Annotated in this window: 19 protein-coding genes and 1 pseudogene; 7 read left to right on the top strand and 13 right to left on the bottom strand. The window is 44.9% G+C overall.

Annotation, left to right across the window (positions count from 1 at the left end; all coding sequences use genetic code 11):
- Positions 1-50: 50 nt before the first annotated feature.
- The 4 genes from NYR52_RS04755 to NYR52_RS04740 all read left to right on the top strand — a co-directional run bounded on the left by NYR52_RS04755 (position 51) and on the right by NYR52_RS04740 (position 1,544).
- Complete coding sequence (locus tag NYR52_RS04755) at positions 51-380, top strand: YtrH family sporulation protein (RefSeq protein ID WP_022735822.1); 330 nt, start codon at positions 51-53, stop codon at positions 378-380.
- Position 381: 1 nt separating this feature from the next.
- The gene (locus tag NYR52_RS04750) at positions 382-921 is read left to right on the top strand and encodes a sporulation membrane protein YtrI (RefSeq protein WP_132219866.1); all 540 of its coding nucleotides are present in this window, start codon (positions 382-384) and stop codon (positions 919-921) included.
- A 47-nt stretch (positions 922-968) separates the two neighbouring features.
- A complete protein-coding gene (locus NYR52_RS04745; RefSeq protein WP_106342030.1) occupies positions 969-1,157 on the top strand; it encodes a YtzJ family protein in 189 nt (62 codons plus the stop codon).
- Positions 1,158-1,223: 66 nt separating this feature from the next.
- Positions 1,224-1,544: a YtpI family protein gene (locus NYR52_RS04740; protein ID WP_132219865.1), complete on the top strand. Its 321-nt coding sequence runs from the start codon at positions 1,224-1,226 to the stop codon at positions 1,542-1,544.
- 149 nt (positions 1,545-1,693) lie between these two features.
- On the opposite strand, the pseudogene NYR52_RS04735 reads toward NYR52_RS04740, so the two are convergent.
- The 13 genes and pseudogenes from NYR52_RS04735 to NYR52_RS04675 all read right to left on the bottom strand — a co-directional run.
- Positions 1,694-3,043 (bottom strand): annotated as a pseudogene (locus NYR52_RS04735) (IS1182 family transposase); the annotation flags it as partial.
- 125 nt (positions 3,044-3,168) lie between these two features.
- On the bottom strand, positions 3,169-4,479 hold the full coding sequence (locus NYR52_RS04730) for a DRTGG domain-containing protein (protein ID WP_259436412.1): 1,311 nt from the start codon (positions 4,477-4,479) through the stop codon (positions 3,169-3,171).
- A gap of 197 nt (positions 4,480-4,676) precedes the next feature.
- On the bottom strand, positions 4,677-4,946 hold the full coding sequence (locus tag NYR52_RS04725) for a hypothetical protein (RefSeq protein ID WP_132219863.1): 270 nt from the start codon (positions 4,944-4,946) through the stop codon (positions 4,677-4,679).
- 47 nt (positions 4,947-4,993) lie between these two features.
- The gene (locus tag NYR52_RS04720) at positions 4,994-5,179 is read right to left on the bottom strand and encodes a hypothetical protein (RefSeq protein WP_132219862.1); all 186 of its coding nucleotides are present in this window, start codon (positions 5,177-5,179) and stop codon (positions 4,994-4,996) included.
- A gap of 58 nt (positions 5,180-5,237) precedes the next feature.
- Positions 5,238-5,852, bottom strand: a complete 615-nt coding sequence (locus tag NYR52_RS04715) for a DedA family protein (protein ID WP_132219861.1) — start codon at positions 5,850-5,852, stop codon at positions 5,238-5,240.
- 428 nt (positions 5,853-6,280) lie between these two features.
- Entirely contained in the window at positions 6,281-7,222 is a 942-nt protein-coding gene (gene dnaI, locus NYR52_RS04710; RefSeq protein WP_132219860.1) for a primosomal protein DnaI, read from the bottom strand.
- Positions 7,223-7,573: 351 nt separating this feature from the next.
- On the bottom strand, positions 7,574-8,161 hold the full coding sequence (locus tag NYR52_RS04705) for a hypothetical protein (protein WP_132219859.1): 588 nt from the start codon (positions 8,159-8,161) through the stop codon (positions 7,574-7,576).
- Between the two features lie 489 nt (positions 8,162-8,650).
- Positions 8,651-8,965, bottom strand: a complete 315-nt coding sequence (locus NYR52_RS04700; protein ID WP_259436411.1) for a hypothetical protein — start codon at positions 8,963-8,965, stop codon at positions 8,651-8,653.
- Positions 8,966-9,138: 173 nt separating this feature from the next.
- A complete protein-coding gene (gene dnaI / locus NYR52_RS04695) occupies positions 9,139-10,101 on the bottom strand; it encodes a primosomal protein DnaI (protein WP_259436410.1) in 963 nt (320 codons plus the stop codon).
- 296 nt (positions 10,102-10,397) lie between these two features.
- Positions 10,398-10,847 carry a hypothetical protein gene (locus NYR52_RS04690; RefSeq protein ID WP_259436409.1) on the bottom strand — a complete coding sequence of 150 codons (450 nt, stop codon included), beginning with the start codon at positions 10,845-10,847 and terminating at the stop codon, positions 10,398-10,400.
- Positions 10,848-11,091: 244 nt separating this feature from the next.
- Positions 11,092-11,685, bottom strand: coding sequence for a hypothetical protein (locus NYR52_RS04685; protein ID WP_022735808.1), 594 nt, complete (start codon positions 11,683-11,685; stop codon positions 11,092-11,094).
- A gap of 903 nt (positions 11,686-12,588) precedes the next feature.
- Positions 12,589-13,158: a hypothetical protein gene (locus NYR52_RS04680; protein ID WP_054096088.1), complete on the bottom strand. Its 570-nt coding sequence runs from the start codon at positions 13,156-13,158 to the stop codon at positions 12,589-12,591.
- A 579-nt stretch (positions 13,159-13,737) separates the two neighbouring features.
- On the bottom strand, positions 13,738-14,418 hold the full coding sequence (locus NYR52_RS04675; protein WP_022735806.1) for a metal-dependent hydrolase: 681 nt from the start codon (positions 14,416-14,418) through the stop codon (positions 13,738-13,740).
- 403 nt (positions 14,419-14,821) lie between these two features.
- On the opposite strand from NYR52_RS04675, the gene NYR52_RS04670 reads away from it, so the two are divergent.
- The 3 genes from NYR52_RS04670 to NYR52_RS04660 are packed head-to-tail and all read left to right on the top strand — an operon-like array spanning position 14,822 to position 18,730.
- Positions 14,822-16,258, top strand: coding sequence for a YheC/YheD family endospore coat-associated protein (locus NYR52_RS04670; RefSeq protein WP_022735805.1), 1,437 nt, complete (start codon positions 14,822-14,824; stop codon positions 16,256-16,258).
- Positions 16,255-17,352: a YheC/YheD family endospore coat-associated protein gene (locus NYR52_RS04665; RefSeq protein ID WP_259436408.1), complete on the top strand. Its 1,098-nt coding sequence runs from the start codon at positions 16,255-16,257 to the stop codon at positions 17,350-17,352. Before NYR52_RS04670 ends, NYR52_RS04665 begins: the two co-directional genes overlap by 4 nt.
- Positions 17,353-17,362: 10 nt before the next feature.
- The gene (locus tag NYR52_RS04660) at positions 17,363-18,730 is read left to right on the top strand and encodes a YheC/YheD family endospore coat-associated protein (RefSeq protein WP_259436407.1); all 1,368 of its coding nucleotides are present in this window, start codon (positions 17,363-17,365) and stop codon (positions 18,728-18,730) included.
- The last annotated feature ends 12 nt before the right edge of the window (positions 18,731-18,742 follow it).

The following is an 18,742-nucleotide window of genomic DNA, read 5'->3' as shown; positions in this document are numbered from 1 at the left end:
TCAATATTTACCAAATACACACTTTTGCTAGACAAAGGCGGTTATCGGCTATGGGACAACAATTTTGGACAACGGTCATCCTCGATTTCCTGATCGCGCTCGGCGTAGTATTGGGCGGTGTGATGCTAGGCGGTGTGGGGGCATTTCTCGCCGACGACTATCCGATGTTTAAAATGCTGCGCCTCGCAGAACAATTAAAGATATGGGCAATGGTAGCGGCCATCGGCGGCACATTTGACATGATCAAAAACATTGAAATCACCATTTTAGGCGGTCAGATCAATCTCGCCCTGCAACAATTGTGCTTTATCATCAGCGCGTTTTTGGGCGCCCACACCGGCACCGTCCTGATTCGCTGGATGATCCAAGGAGAATACTGACATGGTGCGCGGCGTCATTGCCGGCTTGAAAAAAAACCGGCGTGCATGGGTGATGCTCCTGCTGGGCTTTCTTTTCGGCAACGGCTTGTTTCTTCTGCTATACGGCCAAAAAATCGACGGCCTGCTATCAGAGCGCAACGCTCTGTATTACGCCAACAACCAAAAGTACAAAGAAATCCTGAAGTTGCAGGAAGAAACATTGCAGTTGGCCCGCAAAGGAGAGCGACACCAGGAAAACAAAGATCGCATCCAAAAAATCATCGTAGAAGTGGACAGTGAACAATCCGTGATTATCGATTTGGTAAAAGAACAGCTTGAGAAAAAACTGACTCCCTTTCTCGGCAAATCGATGCAATGGATCAGCAACAATCCTGATCTGATTGAATTAATTTTGGAGAAAGAACAAATAGTGATAGATGAAGCACAAAAATTAAAAGTAGAAGTACACCTTAAATATGTGTCTTTTTATGACGAAACATTAAAAATCTGGGTTCAAACAAAAGACGTCTCTAGTGATGATGTATCTGATATAGTAAAATAGTTGTATGCAATTACTACTCGACACGACTAAGGGAAGGGGGAACCACCATGATCATCAATCGCAAAGAAATGGCCCGCGCCAAATTGGAAAAGCTGAAAAACGGATATTCCGCCTTTGCGGAAACACAAGAAGTGGCGGAGTTCATTGAAAAAGAATTGGAGAAGTTGGACCTTCACGTGCATATTGACCGCACTGAACACGGATGTTGGTTCATCCCGGAACAATCTAAATCGTAATTCACGTATTTTTGAGCGCCTCCATCATTTGATCGAGGCGCTTATTTCCAGGAGGGTTTTATAAACATGCAAGCCATTGGCATTATCTTGGTTTCCGTCATCTGCGTCACCGTCTTCGGCACTTTCTTCAACAGCATGCTGGCACGCAGAACGGACGGCCTGCCCAAACGGATCTACCAAGCGCGAATGAACATGTTTATGGGGTTGATGTTCTTGGCCATCGGGTCATTGCAATTTCTGATGCCGAGCGATTCAGTGTTGCGCCTGTTCTTCATCGGTTTGATCCTCGCTGTGGGCCTATTTAATCTTTATTACGGATTTAAACACCATCGCTTTTACAGCAATCAAGTGAAACAGCATCAAGAGCGCACTTCCCCGGTTTCATGAGAAAAGCCGGTGACGATAATGTCACCGGCTGAGAATGTTGACAAACCCTGCGAATCAACTTTGTTGATCGCAGGGTTTTTGTATATAAAAGGGATATAAACAATTAATGGATGAATATCAACCCATATAAACTTAAAACCACCTCCCTTACCTGCTCTCGAAAGCAGCATAGCCAACTTTTTTATGTTTTGAGCCACAGCAGTTAGGAGGCATTGCTCTTGAATTTTTGCAAGCCCCCTGTAGCGTGCGTATCGAAGACCATGAAGTTCCTTCGCGTCAGCGAAGCTACGTTCAATCGTTTCTTTTCGACGCTTATATAAAGTTTTTCCACGTGGGCTCAAGCGATTTTGTCTAACCCACTCTTTTGCATCTTCCCATACATGACGTGTTAGGATTTTTGTGTGGTTCTTTGACTTTGTGCAATTCTTAAGAAAAGGACATTGCTTACAAATCTCGGGATTGGATTTGTACTGTCTGTATCCTTCACGGTTGGTCGTTCGATATGTAAGTTGATGCTTTGCTGGACAAAGATATACATCTTGCTCAGGAATATACTTAAATCTCCATTTCGGAAAGAGGTCTTTATCTGGTCGAAAACTCCGATGTGCAATAACCGTAAAGATTCCTTGTCCTCTCAATTCACGACAAATAGGCATAGTTAAATAACCAGAATCCAGAGCAACAGCTTTCACCGAAAAGCCGAAGCGGCTTTTCTGACGATTTAACCTTTCTAAATAAGGAACTGAATCATGGACATTTCCTGGTGTAACAAATACATCTGTAATGAAGTTATGTAAACCATCGACAGTACGATGATCGAGATAGAAAAAGCCTTCGGGTTTTCCATCTCGAACCATATAACCACTATCTGGATCGGTCGTACTTACACGAATTTCTTTCGTTTCAACCTTTATGGGCTTTTTTTTTAAAGGCTTCTTTCCGTGCTCTTCTCGATCTTGCTCAATTGCTTGTTCTAAATCATCCATATATCCTTTGGGAGTAACTTTAACTAATTGTTTTTTGAACTTTCCTTTATTGGCATTGGCTTTAAGAAAAGTGGAGTCACTAAAAAGCTCTTTTCCTTGAATAAATCCATGTTGGATCGCCTGAATGACAATTTCATCAAATATTTCCTGATAAATAGTGGAGCTTTGGAACCGTCTTCGACGGTTTTGACTGAAAGTAGATGCATGTGGGACTGGGTCGGTTAGAGATAACCCTACAAACCAACGGTAAGCGATGTTAACTTTAATCTCCTCAATGAGTCGGCGTTCGGAACGAATGCCGAACAAATATCCAATGAGTAGCATTTTAAATAACATAATTGGGTCAAGACATGGACGCCCATTATCTTGGCAGTATAATTCTTTACATTTCTCAGCAATGAAGGAGAAGTCGATCGTTTCATTAATTTTCCGTAACAAGTGATCTCGTGGAACTAATTCTTCTATGTTAACTAGTTCTGGTTGATGTTCTTTACTCGGGTTTGTTCTAAACATAGAAAAAACTCCTTATAGAGTGTTTTTTATTGATTCGACAAAAAAGGCTGCTGACCCTGCCTTTCAAGGCAGTTTGTCAGCAGCCTCAGCCGGTGACGATAATGTCACCGGCTTTTCTCATGTTATCAGCGCTCCATGGTGTAAGCAGTAACCAACGCCTTGGCCACCACTTGATTGTCGATCATCATCTCCACATCCATTTTGGCCTGCTTTCTTCCCAAGTCAAGAATGCGCGGCGAAATGTCCACAACTGTATCAATCTGAATCGGCTTTAAAAAATACAGGGTAAAGTTCTGAATCGCCAAATCCCCACGCCGTTGCCGACGCAACATCCGCATCGCCGTTTCGGTGATCAGCGTTGTGCACACCCCTGTGCTGAGCCGACCTAAAGCATCTGTCATCTGCGGGGTAATCCGGCCACGGAACAGCGGCTGTCCCGATTTTTCCACTTCATGAAAGCCGCGAAAACTCAACTCTTGAATCGTTTCCCCGATCTGCGGCTGTTTCTGCATGTATTGCAAGGATTTAATCACATCTTGTCGGCTGATCACTCCGATCAGCTTACGATGGTCATTTACGACGGGTAACAGCTCGATACCTTCCCACACCATCTCATGCGCAGCCGAAGCCAATGACGTTTTGGTTGTCGCCATGATCGGATTTTTGGTCATCGCCCGCTCGATGGGATCTTGCGGCTCATACCCCATCACATCTTTGGCCGTCACCATCCCCACCACCCGACCATGGTCATCCACCACCGGATAGCGGCTGTGCGCCGTTTCCCGCACAAACTGGTGGAAGCGGGCGATCGTGTCATTGTGGTGCAAATAGTAAGGCTGGTGGTTCTTAGGCAACACATCCTCCACCATCAAAATCTCTTTTTTAATCAGCCGATCATAAATCGCCCGGTTGATCATGGAAGCGACAGTAAAGCTGTCATAACTGCTGGAGATCACGGGCAGTTCCAACTCATTGGCCAACTTCTTCACATTTGGCGTTGTGTCAAACCCACCTGTGATCAAGACCGCTGCCTCATTCTCCAATGCGATCCGATGCACATTGTCCCGATTTCCGACAATCAACAGGTTTCCCGGTTCTATGTATCTCATCATAGCTTCCAGCTTCATGGCCCCGATGACAAAACGGTTTAGCGTTTTATGCAATCCTGCCTTTCCGCCCAACACCGTCCCATCCACAATGTTGACCACTTCAGCAAAAGTGAGTCGTTCAATATCCGAGCGTTGCTTTTTCTCCACCCTGACCGTGCCCACGCGCTCAATTGTGTGAACAAGTCCTTGCGATTCAGCCTCTTTGATCGCACGATAAGCGGTGCCATCGCTCACACTCAAATCCCGCGCGATTTGTCGAACAGATATTTTGTGGCCGATCTCCAATTTTTCGATATACTGCAAAATCTGCTCGTGCTTCGTTGACAATGGCTTTCCTCCCATCTACTCTGATTGTCCACTTCATTTTCATATTACAATAATTTCCGTACAAAACCTATCTCTGGCCTTAATAGAAAAACAAGCCAAAGATCCCTGCACCGGGTTCTTTGGCTTACTTTTACAAAATGAGACTACAAAGCCGGCGCTTTAAAAGGTTTAAGTCCCGCCGGCCTTCTGTGCAACTATCAATGGTGGACCGTCAACCGCTGCCGCCGTCTCCACCGTTGTTCCGCTTCCAACCACTGCCGTCTGCGCTCCGCCTCTTTTCTCCGCTGTCTGATGCGAACCTGCCGCATCAGGTCGTTCAAATTGGCGATCAAGAACAAACCCATCACTGTCAACCATACCACCACAAACAGCGAAGAAAGCCCGGCTTGTAGTTGGAGGGGGAACTTGGCCAGCCCCAGGCAGAAGCAAGCCGCCCCGCACAACAAATAAATACCCCGTTGTCGCATCGTCGTCACCCCTTCTACTCACTATATTTATGAAAGGGTTGGACACTTCATGTGCGAAAAAAGCGCTCCAGCGGCCGCCGCTGGGGTTTTAGCCTGGCACAAATGTGAAGATGATTCCAGAAAACATCAACCATATTCCCTAACCGCCGATCCCCCGAAACGACGGTCAGGTTGCACACAGCCATGGTCAAACCCACGATCATCAGGATGACGCCAGACACCAGCCACATCATACGCATCCCTCACAACATTTCCCAAACCGGGCGCTACAGAAACCCGTAGACGAAAACCTTATGCTTTTTGGGAACGGTTGCGACGGAAGAACCACACCGCACCCACAATCAGCAGTGCACCAACGATGACAATGACAATATCTTGGTAGACGCTCATATATTCCAGCACCTTGGACCAAGAAGCGCCAAGGGCTGCACCCAGATTTACCAGAACCATGTTCCAAATCAACGATCCGACAGTAGTGAACAACAGGAACAACGGAAAATTCATTTTCGCCATCCCCGCCGGAATTGAAATCAAGCTGCGCACGATCGGAACCATCCGGCAGAAAAACACAGTCCAGATACCATAACGGTGAAACCAAGCATTCGCTTTATGTATGTCCTCTTTATCGGTTCTCAAGAGATGCCCCCAACGCTCAACAATGCGTTCCAACCGCTCCACATCCAACAACCGACCGATATAGAACAGGGCAATCGCTCCGACCACAGCTCCCAGCGTCGAAGCAATCACCACACCCGTAACCGTCAAATCAGATTGCGTCGTCATGAATCCGCCAAACGACAACACGATTTCCGATGGAATCGGCGGGAAGAGGTTCTCTAGCGCAATCATCAAGAAAATTCCCAAATAACCAAACTCCTCCATGAAATCTGTAATCCAGCTTTCCACATTGATCCCCTCCAGTTGCTCAATTCTTCCTTTGTTGAATGCCCACAAGCATTCGCATTAGCTCATATATGTCGATGTTGGTTAAGCCGCTTCCTGTTCCCGGCTCCTGGTACGTCGCAGGGCGTTAGCAGCCCTTTGGCGCAAAACGCGATATTTTTGATGATTTGGCTCGTGATTCATCCCCCATTACCTCGATGTCATTTTCTCATTGTAACAAGAATCCGCTCATTTTTGTCATGGAATCCGCCATGCTCAAAACATATTCACAAATCCTTTTTCAGGTAGATGGAAAGCGGACTCAAGCCGGTCCATTTCGTAAGTGCGGGGCAAGTATAGTGCATCCCCTCCCCGCACCTCATTTCTATTATTCTGTCAATTTTCAGCTATAATCACTTAATAAAAAACCAATATCATTCAGATATTGGTCATCAAGAATACCTTCTATTTCTCCCTTTTACCTCAACCGGAATCACATATGGCCGAATTCTTTCCATGATCCGTTTCCCTTTCAACGGTTCATGCTGGTCATATCCGTTTACCTGGGTGTAGCAAAGCCACTCCTCCAGCTCGTCCAATGTGAGATTAGATGTGTAGATCGTGGGAAGTTGATTGGACGCTCTGCTGTGAAGCACCACCGACAGCACTCCATCTCTCAACCAAGGGGTTAAGTTTTCCACGCCGATATCATCCATGACCAAAATGGGCACGCTGCTCAACGCTTCAAGCTTACTGTTGACCGAAGCTTTATTGTTGGCGACCGCATCCCTCATCTCCGAAGCAAGCGCGGACATATGCACCATCAGCGACGAAATGCCATGTTCGGCAAGGGTGTTTAATATGGCACTAGCGATGTAGCTTTTGCCCGTCCCAAACGGTCCCCACAAGTAAATCCCTTTGGTGGGTTGACCATTGGCCACTTTCAAACAGAACTCCAGCGCCACGTCAAGCGCCTTGGCCCGGCCACTGTCCAATTCGATCGCTTCAAATGTCGCTTTCTGCACATCCAAAGAGATGTCATGGCATTGGATCAAACTCTTGCGCCATTCTTCCTCTTTTTTGGCCTTCAATTTGCTGCACTCGTGCATGGCCAATTCCACATATCCTCCGTACTCCCGCAAGGAAGGATAGTGCCCTTTGATCAAGTTCGGACATGCGTTCAGACTGAAGCAATGCTTGCAATTCTCATTTTCCTGTACAAATTGGCTAAGCTGGGAATAGGAGTTTTTTAAAGATGACTGGGGAACATCATTTTCAACCATATACTTAACCACCAGCGGATGTTTCAGTAGCGTGCTTAATTGTTTTTCTATTTTGCTTGGGTCGATCCGCTCTTTCATCTTTGAGGAAATCACGTTGCCTGCCTTTTTCAACGCTTAGCTTCCTCCCCTCGTTCCCGATTATCCTACATAAAATGTATAAACAGACGCAAGATGTCATTGTTTTATCCAGATGATAAGCAAGACTTATCTTATCACAAAAGCAACGAGGAAGCATCAGCGAACATTTGCCGCATTTTGCCTCCTCCGCTATCTATTGGCCAATGTTTTCTTCTAATTTATATAAATCTATCATTAAACCTGAGTCTTTACTCCATTCTAACTTACCATCTATCCTATCAGGCTATGAAAATTCTAGCGTAACTCCTTACAACGTAAATCACTTTTTTAGAGCAATCAACTAGCACATGACAATAAAATATAGCAAATTGTGTTCATTCATTCCTACGTTTTTTCTTTCATTATGAGGTCTAGTTTCCGTTTCTTCACTCGTTCCAACTCATCGAAGTCATACGGCTTAACATCATAAAACCTCACAATGTTATCTTCAATCATTCCGATTTTAAACGGTTCATCCTTGATGTAGTACCGTTCCCATAACCAAACGCTATTTTCTACTAAGTCATTGACATGTCCATTACATCGGATCCCGGAGTAAACGAAAGATACTTTGTGCTTAAACAGTTCCTCGTATTCGTTTATGCGCTTTTCCACTTCTTCTAATCGGCGACACTCAGCAAAATATTTCGCCGCTAGCGGTGGATAACCTAGGGTAATGCCTAATAACTCGTGAAATTCCGGTGAGAGATGGTTTACAGTAGCCAGCTTCATTAAAAATTCTTCTTTCATTTGCTCAGTTTGAAAGAAAAGGAAAAAATCAGCTTCTTCGTGTAAATGAATACCTTCTGTGACACATGGGTAGTGTTTGTATAGGTGAGATACTTTTTGAAATGTAACACAATTGGAACTATCCAATAGTGCCGGTTTTAGCCCCATTAAGAACGCTTCGTAATCGCGTAACGGCTTTTTCATTACATGTACCCCTTTCATACACTCAATTAAAGTATACATTAAAAAGGGCGACTACCTATAAGTGGAAAATACAACAACCACCGTAGCCGCCAATCGAAAAACAATTCCTTTCCAAAAACAATCTCATCTGATCGTTAATAGATCTGATCTATACTCGGATAACTCACCGCGTATTCATTGTCGTGCAAAAAAAAATTAAGCCACATACGGCTTTTATACATGCGTTTGTTCCTTTGTTATGAGCTCTAGTTTCCGTTGCTTCACTCGCTCCAGCTCATCGAAGTCATACGGCTTAACTTCATAAAGCCTCACAATGTTATCCTCAATCATTCCGACTTTAAACGGTTCATCCTCGATGTAGTACCGTTCCCATAACCAAACGCTATTTTCTACTAAGTCATTGACATGTCCATTACATCGGATCCCGGAGTAGTAAAAGGATACCTTTTGTTTAAACAACCGCTCATACTCGTCTATGTGCTTTTCCTCTTACAATCGGTGGCATTCCGCAAAGAATTGTGCAGCCAGGGGAGGATAACCAAGCGTAACACCTAATAATCGATGAAATTCGGGTGAACGTGGTTTAACATCGCGTAACTTAGATAAAAACGTCTCTTTCAACTCTTCATTCTGAAAAAACAAGTAGAAATCCTCACCGTCAAATATATCGATGTTTTCCGTAACACATGGGTAATGCTCAAACAAATGAAGATTTTTCATGAATGTCGGACTACCTGTGTTTCCATACAATGCCGGTTTACGTCCTATCAGAAACGTTTGATAATCGACTAGTGGCTTTTTCACCATATGCCCCCCTCTTTCACGGTATAAAGTATACGCTAAATAACAAGGAACAGCCTGCTAATTAGCAGACTGTCCCATTGAATTATCTTCGGTATGAAATATGTTTTGTAAGAACTTTCCGACGTACATAGAGAAAAAAATTACTGCCTGATGGCAGTGTCAATGGACGCTTTTTATTTCTTGTCATATCTACGATTTCTTCCGCCCACATCCACCGGAATCACATAAGGACGAATACGTTCCATTATCCTTCTAGCGCCTACTTTATCCTCATATGTTTGCCCTTTATGGCTAATCCACGATAATGCCTGCTCCAATTCATCTAGGGTTAGATTAGAAGTGTAAATAGTAGGTAGTTGTTTTGAAACGCGATTTTGCAAAATCACGCCAAACACATTATCTCGTATCCAACTAGAATACGTTTCAGTGCCGATGTCGTCTAATATTAGTACAGGTGTAGAGCTTAATAACTCTAGTTTTTTGCTAACTGTCGCACTTAGTTTGTTTCCTCGCATGGCTTCTGCAATTGCGTCCCGCATTTCGTTAACGAGAGACGGGGTATGCACCATGAGAACAGGTATGTCGCCATCAGCCAACGTATTAGCAATAGCTCCAGCAATGTGACTTTTCCCTACCCCAAATGCCCCGTGCAGATATAGCCCACCTAGTTTGCTCCCCATAATCAGTTCATTACAGAATGTAATGGCAAGGTCAATTGCTTTCAGTCGATGGTTATCCATTTCTATTGTATTAAAAGTAGCTGTTTGTACATCTTTCGGTATAGCATGGCATTGAATGAGTGTTTTTCTATTTTGTTCAGCATAATCGTTTTTCAATTTCACACATTGATTCATAGTAATATCAATGTTTCCCATATATGCTTTAAGGGACGGGTAATGGCCACGCATCAAGTTAGGACACTGTTCAAGACCAGGGCACTCATTACAATTGTCTAGCTCACGAATGTACTGATTTAATTTGGACAAAAAGGGTCTGAGCTGTGATTGAGAAATTTCACCCTCGTTTTCTATTAAAAACTTAACCACATATGGATGTTTCGTTATAGCTTCAACCCGCTTATCAATTAATTTAGTGCTAAACTTGTTTTTAGTTAAAACGTTATTGATGCGCTTCATTGGCCTACGTCCCCCTTCCTGTCTGCCAACCTCTAGCTATTACACTCCACACTCATATTTCTTCTGAACCATTTATCATTATTTCATTGATGGAGATTAAATTTTACGTGAATTTTCCGACAGTCTGCTGGTAAAAAATAACTGTCATTTAGACAGTTTACCGTATTGATTGATTTATACCGGCACAACGCTGCTTTGTTGCATTATGTATTCGTGAAACTCTGTCAATTCACGGTAACTACCGATTGGAACCAACAAGCGCGATTCTAAACCAATTCGTACAAACATGCCATCTTCTATTCGAACGGATACTTGTCTAACAGCCAAAGCGCGTTTTCTACGAAATCGTTCACGTTTGAACCGAAACTGCAACCGCAATAAATCATACCGATTTTCCTGTTTTTCATCCGTTGAAATGCGTCTATGTTGCCGTTTCTTTTTTCCGTCATCATCCGAACGTAGAAATCAATTGCTTTAGGCGGAAAACCCAGAATATCACCTAAAAGCCTGTCTATTTCTCCCTTCGTAAACGAGATACGTTCTATTTCCGTTTGAAACTGTGCATAAACCGATTGATTTTGAAAAAAAAGATAAAATACATTCCCATTTAGCAGGTCATACGCTTTTTCATCTACGTAAGGGTATTTCGACAGTAGTAAATCTAATTTTTCTGTTGTGAATTTGGTGTGCGGGATTTCCAAAAACGCTGGCTTGTACCCTTTTAAGAAAGAGTCAACTGTTCGCAATTTGTTCGCTCCTTCATCGTATGGCATAGGTGTTAATACATATTCAATATTATATCGTCAATTCCTTGAGTACAGACACATCAGTCATGAAATACACCTTAAAAAATGGGTTAGATGCAAACAAAATGATCATTACAAACCAGTATTCCGCAATCAATACTATCCGTTTATGGTAAATCCACGTAACAAACTATTTATAGCACTCCAAAAAAATAAAGCCACATACAGGCTTTTATACAGGCTTTTATACACGCGTTTGTTCCTTTGTTATGAGCTCCAGTTTCCGTTGCTTCACTCGCTCTAGCCCGTCGAAGTCATACGGCTTGACTTCATAATGCTTCATAACGTCTCCTTCAATTATTCCGATCTTAAACGGCTCATCTTTAATGTAATACCGCTCCCACAACCAAACGCTATTTTCTACTAAGTCATTCACGTGTCCATTACATCTGATACCAGAATAGATGAAAGATACTTTGTGTTTGAACAATTCTTGGTAGTCATCCATCCGTTTTTCTACCTCTTTCAAGCGTCGGCACTCCGCGAAATATTTCGCCGCTAATGGTGGGTAACCAATGGTAACCCCTATTAGTTCGTGAAATTCGGGTGAAAGACGTTTTACTGTAGCTAGCTTCCTTAAAAAGTCTTCTTTCATTTGTTCCGTTTGAAAGAAAAGGAAAAAATCAGCTTCATCATGTAAATGAATGCCTTCTGTGACACATGGGTAATGTCTGTAAAGGTGGACAGTCTTTTGAAACGTAACATTGTTTGCACTCTGATATATCGCGGGCTTTAAACCCATTAAAAACACTTCGTAATCAAGTAATGGTTTCTTCATTACAAATACACTCCTTTCACCACAATTAGAGTATACAATAAAAAATTGCGACTACCTTCAAAGATAGCCACAATAATAAGATTTTACCTGTTATAACTTCACCGACGAGAACAATGTGATACGACTAACTAATTTTTAAAAGCCATTTCCAGCGCTATGGAGATGGCTTTTTCCCTTTTTGAGCTAAAAGGATCAGTTGAATTTGCAGAAATAACACAAGACAGAAAAAGTAATCTAAGTAATCGTTGCTAATATCCGAAAATTTTGATAATATGTATCTAGAAAACTATTGGCTTAAGACGGTCAGAAAACGGCAACCTTTAATATTGTTTAACAGAGAGGACTGATTTTATGATGTTGTTTCATTTATACCTTGATGGTGAAGATGACGGAGACACTGACCGCTAAATAACATCACTATTAAATTACATCAATTAAAAACGGCTGTTTTGATAACTAATTAATTTTCACTTTCAATGAAGCAGAAAGACTGTCAGAGGAAGACAAATTTAAGCAACGGCAACACACGGCCTTTTTCCATTTAACAGAATGTTATGATAACATGCAATAGGTGTATAAGTATGTATAAGCGAAAGAAAACTCATCAAAATCCAAACACAATTAAACCTAAGAAGTGAGGGTGATTTATATGTTGTATAATACCTTCGTTGGCGGAGATGACGATACAGAACAATAGTTTTTTAAAACTAAAGCGGCTACCCGTAAACGCGGTAGTCGCTCATTTATATGTCGCATCATCCTGTCCTGTGTGCCATAGCCGTCAACCAACCATTATGCACAAAAAAAGCGACAGTTTCTGAGAATGTGCGACGTCCATATATATGTTTTGTAAGAATTCCCGACGGTCTACTGACAAAAAATAACTGTCTAAATGACAGTTTATTATACGTTGATCGGTACCAAATTTCTTTTTTCCTTAATAAATTGTACTGCTTCATTAATTGCATCATAATCACCATATGTCATTTCCATTGCGTCTATATCTCTACTCCACAGACATAGCGGATTGTTTACCGCTTTTGGATGTTGGTATGTGTCCCATAACCATTTAATTTCACTTTCAATAAAATCTAGATATGTAGTGAAATAAAAACCAGCCCAATCCACGCTTACAGCTTGCTTACGCTCTATTTCCGGGTACTCCCCTAACTCATCCTCCAATATACGCATCTCAGCATACCTTTTTACTGACTGCGGTGGGAAACCCAACATTTTCCCCAAAACAATGTGTTTCTCATACTTGTTTTTTGCGGCTTTCATGCGTTCTAAATACGTCTCTTTAAGTCGGTCGTCTTGAAAAAAAATATACCCATTAGCGTTGCCCTCATACGGATTGATGTATGGGTAACGAATAAGCTGTTCATAGTAAATTTCGTTGAATAGCTTACCTTTCCAACCGAGTACCACTGGTTTGTAACCGTCTAAAAATGCTTGCTCGTACCTTTTACCCAAAAGAAGACGCCTCCCTATTAAGAGTGTAAAGCTAGTATAACTTAATAGGGAGTGTATTATCTACAGAATATTTTGTCTAATGAGTGGTTAATCTGGCTCAACTACAACAGAACACCGGGAACACTTCCACTCTCCGTTACTCCAAGACAGTTGGTCATCTTTTTTACAAACGTGACATTGTGACGGTTTAGGTGCTTTATTACGAACCAGAACAAATTTTCTACTCATACCTATTACCTCCCTTCTTCCGAAGTCGGCAAATTAGGTAGGACAGATAGGTTTTTGTTATTTTCTGCATATCCTAATTATAATATATTCTAAATATTCATGCATAATCTGGATACAGTTCGATTATGAGATCGTTCTAAGTTGGAGGTTAACTTGGAAATGTTCCACCCACTTTCCGCTTATTCTTCCTATCTCATGGGCAGAGTACACCACAGCCTTTCACCAGCCATTTTTGCACAAAAAAAAGAGACGGTTTCCGGGGCCGTCTCTACCAAAGGGGGTTTTCATCCTGTAATCATTTTAGATGAAAACCATTACAACCATGTTACAGAACAGTTACAAATAGATATGTCACAATTCAAACGATTGGCCTGGTGCGAGAGCATGGCCTTCGATCCCCTTTTCGGCGAGCTGCTTGACAAAGTGCTCCCCATCTTGCTCGATCAGCGGGAAGGTGTTGTAGTGCATCGGAATTACCCGTTTGGCGCCAAGCCATTCAGCCGCCAAGAGGGCATCGTCTGGTCCCATGGTGAAATTGTCGCCGATGGGCAACATAGCCAGGTCGATCGGTTTGCGGCCAATCAGCTTCATGTCAGAGAAGAGCGCGGTATCTCCGGCATGGTAGATGGTGGTGCCATCCAAGGTGAGTACGAAGCCGGCCGCAGGTCCCATATAGATGATTTGATCGTCTGCTTCATATCCTGAACCATGCAGAGCCAGAACCATTTTCACATGGCCAAACGGAAAGGCGTGCCCGCCGCCCAATGCCAAACCATGTGCTTTGACGCCCTGTTTCCCCAACCACACCGACAGTTCGTGCGAACAGATAACGGTAGCGCCGGTGCGCTTGGCGATGGCCACCGTGTCCCCCACATGATCGCCGTGGCCATGGGTGACGAGAATATAATCAGGGTTGAGCTCCTCCGCCTTCACTTTGGCCTGTGGGTTGCCAGTGATAAACGGATCGATCAACAAACGTGTGCCACGATGTTCGATTTCAAAGCATGAATGGCCGTGAAATGTTACTTTCATGCCATCGTCCCCTCCTCTAATCTGGTTACGCTTCTTCCACAATTTTGCACTGGTGCGATGATGTTGCGTTTGATATCCGACAGGAAGACTTGGAAACGCCGGTCTGTTTCGAGGTATGCCCTCTAAGCCAACTCCCTGAATCGCCAAGCCCAGTGTCTTCATCTCCGCTCACATCTTATGTAAGATGCTTGGCATGTCCACGCCAGCCGATGGGCACTATCGTATGGATAGACCATGGGTTTCCATCTCCCTTGCCCATCGTAACACGTTTTTCACAATGGCGCCAAGTGACAAGCCGTGATTCGCCAAACGCACAAACCCGCGTTGCCAAGCCTGTTTTATTCACTCCCGCATATTGGCCTACATACCATACATTAGTTAATTCAGGCGGAAGGGGATTACCATGGGGCTGGCAAAAGTTCAAATTCAGATACTACCCAATCAGCAGTTTCCCGAACACATCAATATCATGATGAGCGATCAATTGGCTAAAAAACTGAATATCCACACCGACATGCTATGGGTCTCTTTCGGCAGCTCCGTCACCACAGGTGTTATCGGCCGGCTGAGACGCGCCAACCACAAGGTTATCTTTATCAGCAGTTATTTGGCCAACAAATTGCTCCTGCCCGCGCAGCCGCACACGGTTGTGCATTTTGACTCCCGTTCTCTCCGTTTGCGCCTCGCTCCGTTGTTCGGCATCTTAATCAGCAAAATCCCCCAAACAGATAACGACGACCAATTGTTCGGTCCGATCACCCGTTTCCTGGACGAATGCGATGCCGCCGCAATGAATCAGGGGATCCGAGTAGCCGTTGTGTTGGCAGACATGATTGATCCGGACCGTCGTGGAATCAAAGGGTGGATTAAAGCGAACAACCGTTGGCTGGCTGCCGCACTCCCGCTGCCTGATGTCATCTACAACCGCATCACTTCACGCAAGATCGAGGAAAAGGAATCCGTTCAAGCCAAATTGGCTCGCTTGAAACACCAGTTTCACATCCCCATCTTCAACGAACGGTTTCTCAACAAGCTGGAAGTGTACCAGATCCTGTCCAAAGACGAGCGCATGCACCAGTACCTGCCAGAAACCTACACCTACCACACCGACAAATGCAGAGAGTTTCTTTCCCGCCATCCCGTCGTTTACCTAAAACCGACCAATGGCAGTCTGGGGCAGGGGATCATCCGCGTGGAGCGATCCGGCGGCGGACAATGGCTCTACCAATCAGCGACGCCCAATGGCACGCTTTCCAAAACGGTGCCTTCCAAAAAAGAACTCCTCCACCTTCTTGACAAAAAAATAAGAAAACAACCTTACATCATGCAACAAGGACTGAACTTGGTCAAACTCGGACGGCGGCAAGTGGATTTCCGCGTCCTCGCGCAGAAAAACATTCAAGGCAAATGGCGCATCACCTCTTCTGTCGGCCGCATCGCCAACGATCAACACATCGTGTCCAACTTGGCGCGAGGCGGCACCATTCGCAAAACTGGCGAATTGCTGAATGAATTGCCTTTGGCCACCAAACCCAGCATCAACGACATTCAGCACGCCGCCTTGTCAATCATCCACTCGTTTGAAGAGTGGGTCGGCGGGCATTACGCCGAATTGGGCATCGATCTCGGTATCGACACCAAAGGGAAAATATGGCTAATCGAGATCAACTCCAAACCGTCCAAAACGGACGACACAGTCATCAATCCCACTTCGCAAACGAGGCCTTCCGTCGCCAGACTGATCGATTATGTGCAGTATCTTGTGTTGTACCGGCGCCATGCACATGCCCCTCCTTCACATGCGCCCCACTGGACATCACGAAGGAGGAAACATCAATGATGAAACAGACGTTAGGCATCATCGTGTGCCGGGAAACGGGCGTGAAGAAAACGCCTCCGTTTTACGAAACGCCTTATTTTCTGCAACTCGCGCAAGAGGCCCGCAATTGGGGGATGGATATTTTCGTATTCGTCCCGACGGACATCAGGTGGGATGAACGAACCGCGACTGGGTGGACTGTCCGGTTCGACGACACATGGGTCAAGGCAGTCAGACCGCTCCCCCATTTGATATACGATCGTTGCTATTATCACAATTTGCGAGAATACCATTTTTATCAACCTTACATCAAACGCCTCTGCTCCGACCCAAAGGTCCGGTTGCTCGGCACACCGCTAAAAGGGAAGTTGCAAACATATGACATACTGAAACAAAACCCGGAGCTTCATCCTTTCTTGCCTCCCACCCGTTTGTACCAATCCCCGGCGGATGTGTTCGAATGTATCGCCAAATATCGTGGGGCTGTGACGAAGCCCAACGGTGGAAGCCATGGCCGTGGTGTCGTCGCGATCATCCCCGCTCAGGAAGGATATCTGGTGCGCGGCCGCGACCAACAGAACCTGATTGTGTCCCGCTATTTCAAGAACGATAGGGAACTGTCGAGTTGGCTGGACTCCTTCATCCGGCAGTCCCGTTACATCGTTCAGCCTTATCTTTCTTTATACACTTCCGATCGCCGCCCCTTTGACATTCGCATTTTGATTCAGAAAAACGAACACATGCAGTGGGAAATCACCGGCATGGCCGTCCGTACCGGCAAACCGAAATCCATCACTTCCAACCTCCACGGTGGCGGGGAAGCGATGAACATTCATAGTTTCTTGGAAACCCACTATGGACAGCAAGAGATGGATCTTATTCTTACTCAGTTGCACCAGATCAGCGAAACGGTGCCACACACAATTGAAGCCCACCACGGAACATTGGTCGAATTGGGCTTAGACATCGGTATCGACCGGCTAGGACGCATTTGGATTCTGGAAGTCAACTCCAAACCGGGCCGCACCATTTTTTTAAAAACAGGCGAGTTGCAACTTCGCCAGCGAGCTGTTCAACTTCCCATCCGCTATGCACGCGCTTTACTCGAGCAGTAGGAGGGTCACCATGAATTCAATCATGTGCAACGTCAAAATCTCAACTCAAGGGCTAAATCAAGCGATCGGCCTCAGCCAATCACTCATGGAGCGATGGGGTTGTATAAACGGGCAGTCCATCAAAGTGGAATTAGGAAATCGCAGCATCATTACCCAAGCGCGCCGTATTCCCCATCAGGGCGAAAAAATTTTGATTTCCAGGGACACCGCCAAATATTTGGCCCTCCCCTATTCAAATGAGTTTCGCGCGCGTTATGAAAACCGCTCCCTGAAGCTGGGGCCTGTGATCGGCATTTTTACCACCAGTTTCTCAGGTAACGCGGATCAACCTTTTGGAAAGCGTTCACCTCTGTTTAAAGAGTTTATCAAGGCGGGGTTGGAAGAACATCCGATCATCTATGCATTCACCCCTGATCTGGTGGATTGGCAAAACCGCCTCATCTACGGTTGGCATATCGTCGGAAACAAGTGGAAACAAATCAAGGCTCCCTTCCCCGATGTCATCTATGAACGGATACCTAACCGTACCATTGAAGCGCGCGGTTATGTGCAAGCATGTCTGAACCGATTCAAGAAAGAATACAACTGCCCGATCTTCAACCAGGGCTTTTTTAACAAATGGAAAATTCACCAGTGGCTAAGCAGTCACCCACACACCGCAAACTTGGTGCCGGAAACGTATCTGTCCCCATCCATCTCCACCATCAAACAGATGTTAGATCGGCACCAAATGGTGTACCTCAAGCCGAGCGGCGGGAGCTTGGGTTTAGGGATCTTTCGCATCACCTACGATCCTGAATTAGGCTACTATTGCCGCTTCCGAGAAGGAGACCGCAATGTCCTGCACAGGTTCCGTTCCTTGCACAGATTGGTGCACCATTATTTTGCAAAAGAGCCAACCCGTTTTCAAAAATATATCGTACAACAAGGGATTCGCCTGATTAAGCACAGAGATCAACGACCCGTCGATTTCCGCGTCCATCTGCACAAAGACCGGTTTGGGGAATGGACCGTGGTTGCCATCGGCTCCAAAGCGGCCGGTCCAGGCAGCGTGACTACGCATGTGCGTACCGGCGGGAAAATCATCCCTACCGATCAGATTCTACGCGATGTGTTCCATGAGTATGCGCCAATGGTCGAAGCTGGGGTGAAGAAAGCGAGCATTACCATCGCAGAAACGTTGGAACAACACGTAAACGGTCCGCTCGGGGAGTTGGGCATGGACATGGGCGTCGACAAAAGCGGGCGGGTGTGGTTGTTTGAAGTGAATTCCAAACCGGGACGCCACATTTTCCACCATCCCAGCTTAGTGCATGCCGGCCACCGCTCGGCGAAAATGGTCACCGAATACAGCCTGAACTTGGCCAATTTCATCTAAAAAGGAGGAGGT

This window comes from Laceyella sacchari, assembly GCF_024927925.1.
GTDB lineage: Bacteria > Bacillota > Bacilli > Thermoactinomycetales > Thermoactinomycetaceae > Laceyella > Laceyella sacchari.
Note: the sequence above shows the minus strand (reverse complement) of the source record. Positions and strands in the feature narration are given on the sequence as shown.

Bases quoted from the DNA above. Each gene is read 5' to 3' on its own strand.
- NYR52_RS04755 (WP_022735822.1), top strand. From the start codon at position 51: ATGGGACAACAATTTTGGACAACGGTCATCCTCGATTTCCTGATCGCG.
- NYR52_RS04750 (WP_132219866.1), top strand. From the start codon at position 382: ATGGTGCGCGGCGTCATTGCCGGCTTGAAAAAAAACCGGCGTGCATGG.
- NYR52_RS04745 (WP_106342030.1), top strand. From the start codon at position 969: ATGATCATCAATCGCAAAGAAATGGCCCGCGCCAAATTGGAAAAGCTG.
- NYR52_RS04740 (WP_132219865.1), top strand. From the start codon at position 1,224: ATGCAAGCCATTGGCATTATCTTGGTTTCCGTCATCTGCGTCACCGTC.
- NYR52_RS04725 (WP_132219863.1), bottom strand. From the start codon at position 4,946: ATGCGACAACGGGGTATTTATTTGTTGTGCGGGGCGGCTTGCTTCTGC.
- NYR52_RS04720 (WP_132219862.1), bottom strand. From the start codon at position 5,179: ATGATGTGGCTGGTGTCTGGCGTCATCCTGATGATCGTGGGTTTGACC.
- NYR52_RS04705 (WP_132219859.1), bottom strand. From the start codon at position 8,161: ATGAAAAAGCCGTTACGCGATTACGAAGCGTTCTTAATGGGGCTAAAA.
- dnaI (WP_259436410.1), bottom strand. From the start codon at position 10,101: ATGAAGCGCATCAATAACGTTTTAACTAAAAACAAGTTTAGCACTAAA.
- NYR52_RS04685 (WP_022735808.1), bottom strand. From the start codon at position 11,685: ATGAAGAAACCATTACTTGATTACGAAGTGTTTTTAATGGGTTTAAAG.
- NYR52_RS04675 (WP_022735806.1), bottom strand. From the start codon at position 14,418: ATGAAAGTAACATTTCACGGCCATTCATGCTTTGAAATCGAACATCGT.
- NYR52_RS04670 (WP_022735805.1), top strand. From the start codon at position 14,822: ATGGGGCTGGCAAAAGTTCAAATTCAGATACTACCCAATCAGCAGTTT.
- NYR52_RS04665 (WP_259436408.1), top strand. From the start codon at position 16,255: ATGATGAAACAGACGTTAGGCATCATCGTGTGCCGGGAAACGGGCGTG.
- NYR52_RS04660 (WP_259436407.1), top strand. From the start codon at position 17,363: ATGAATTCAATCATGTGCAACGTCAAAATCTCAACTCAAGGGCTAAAT.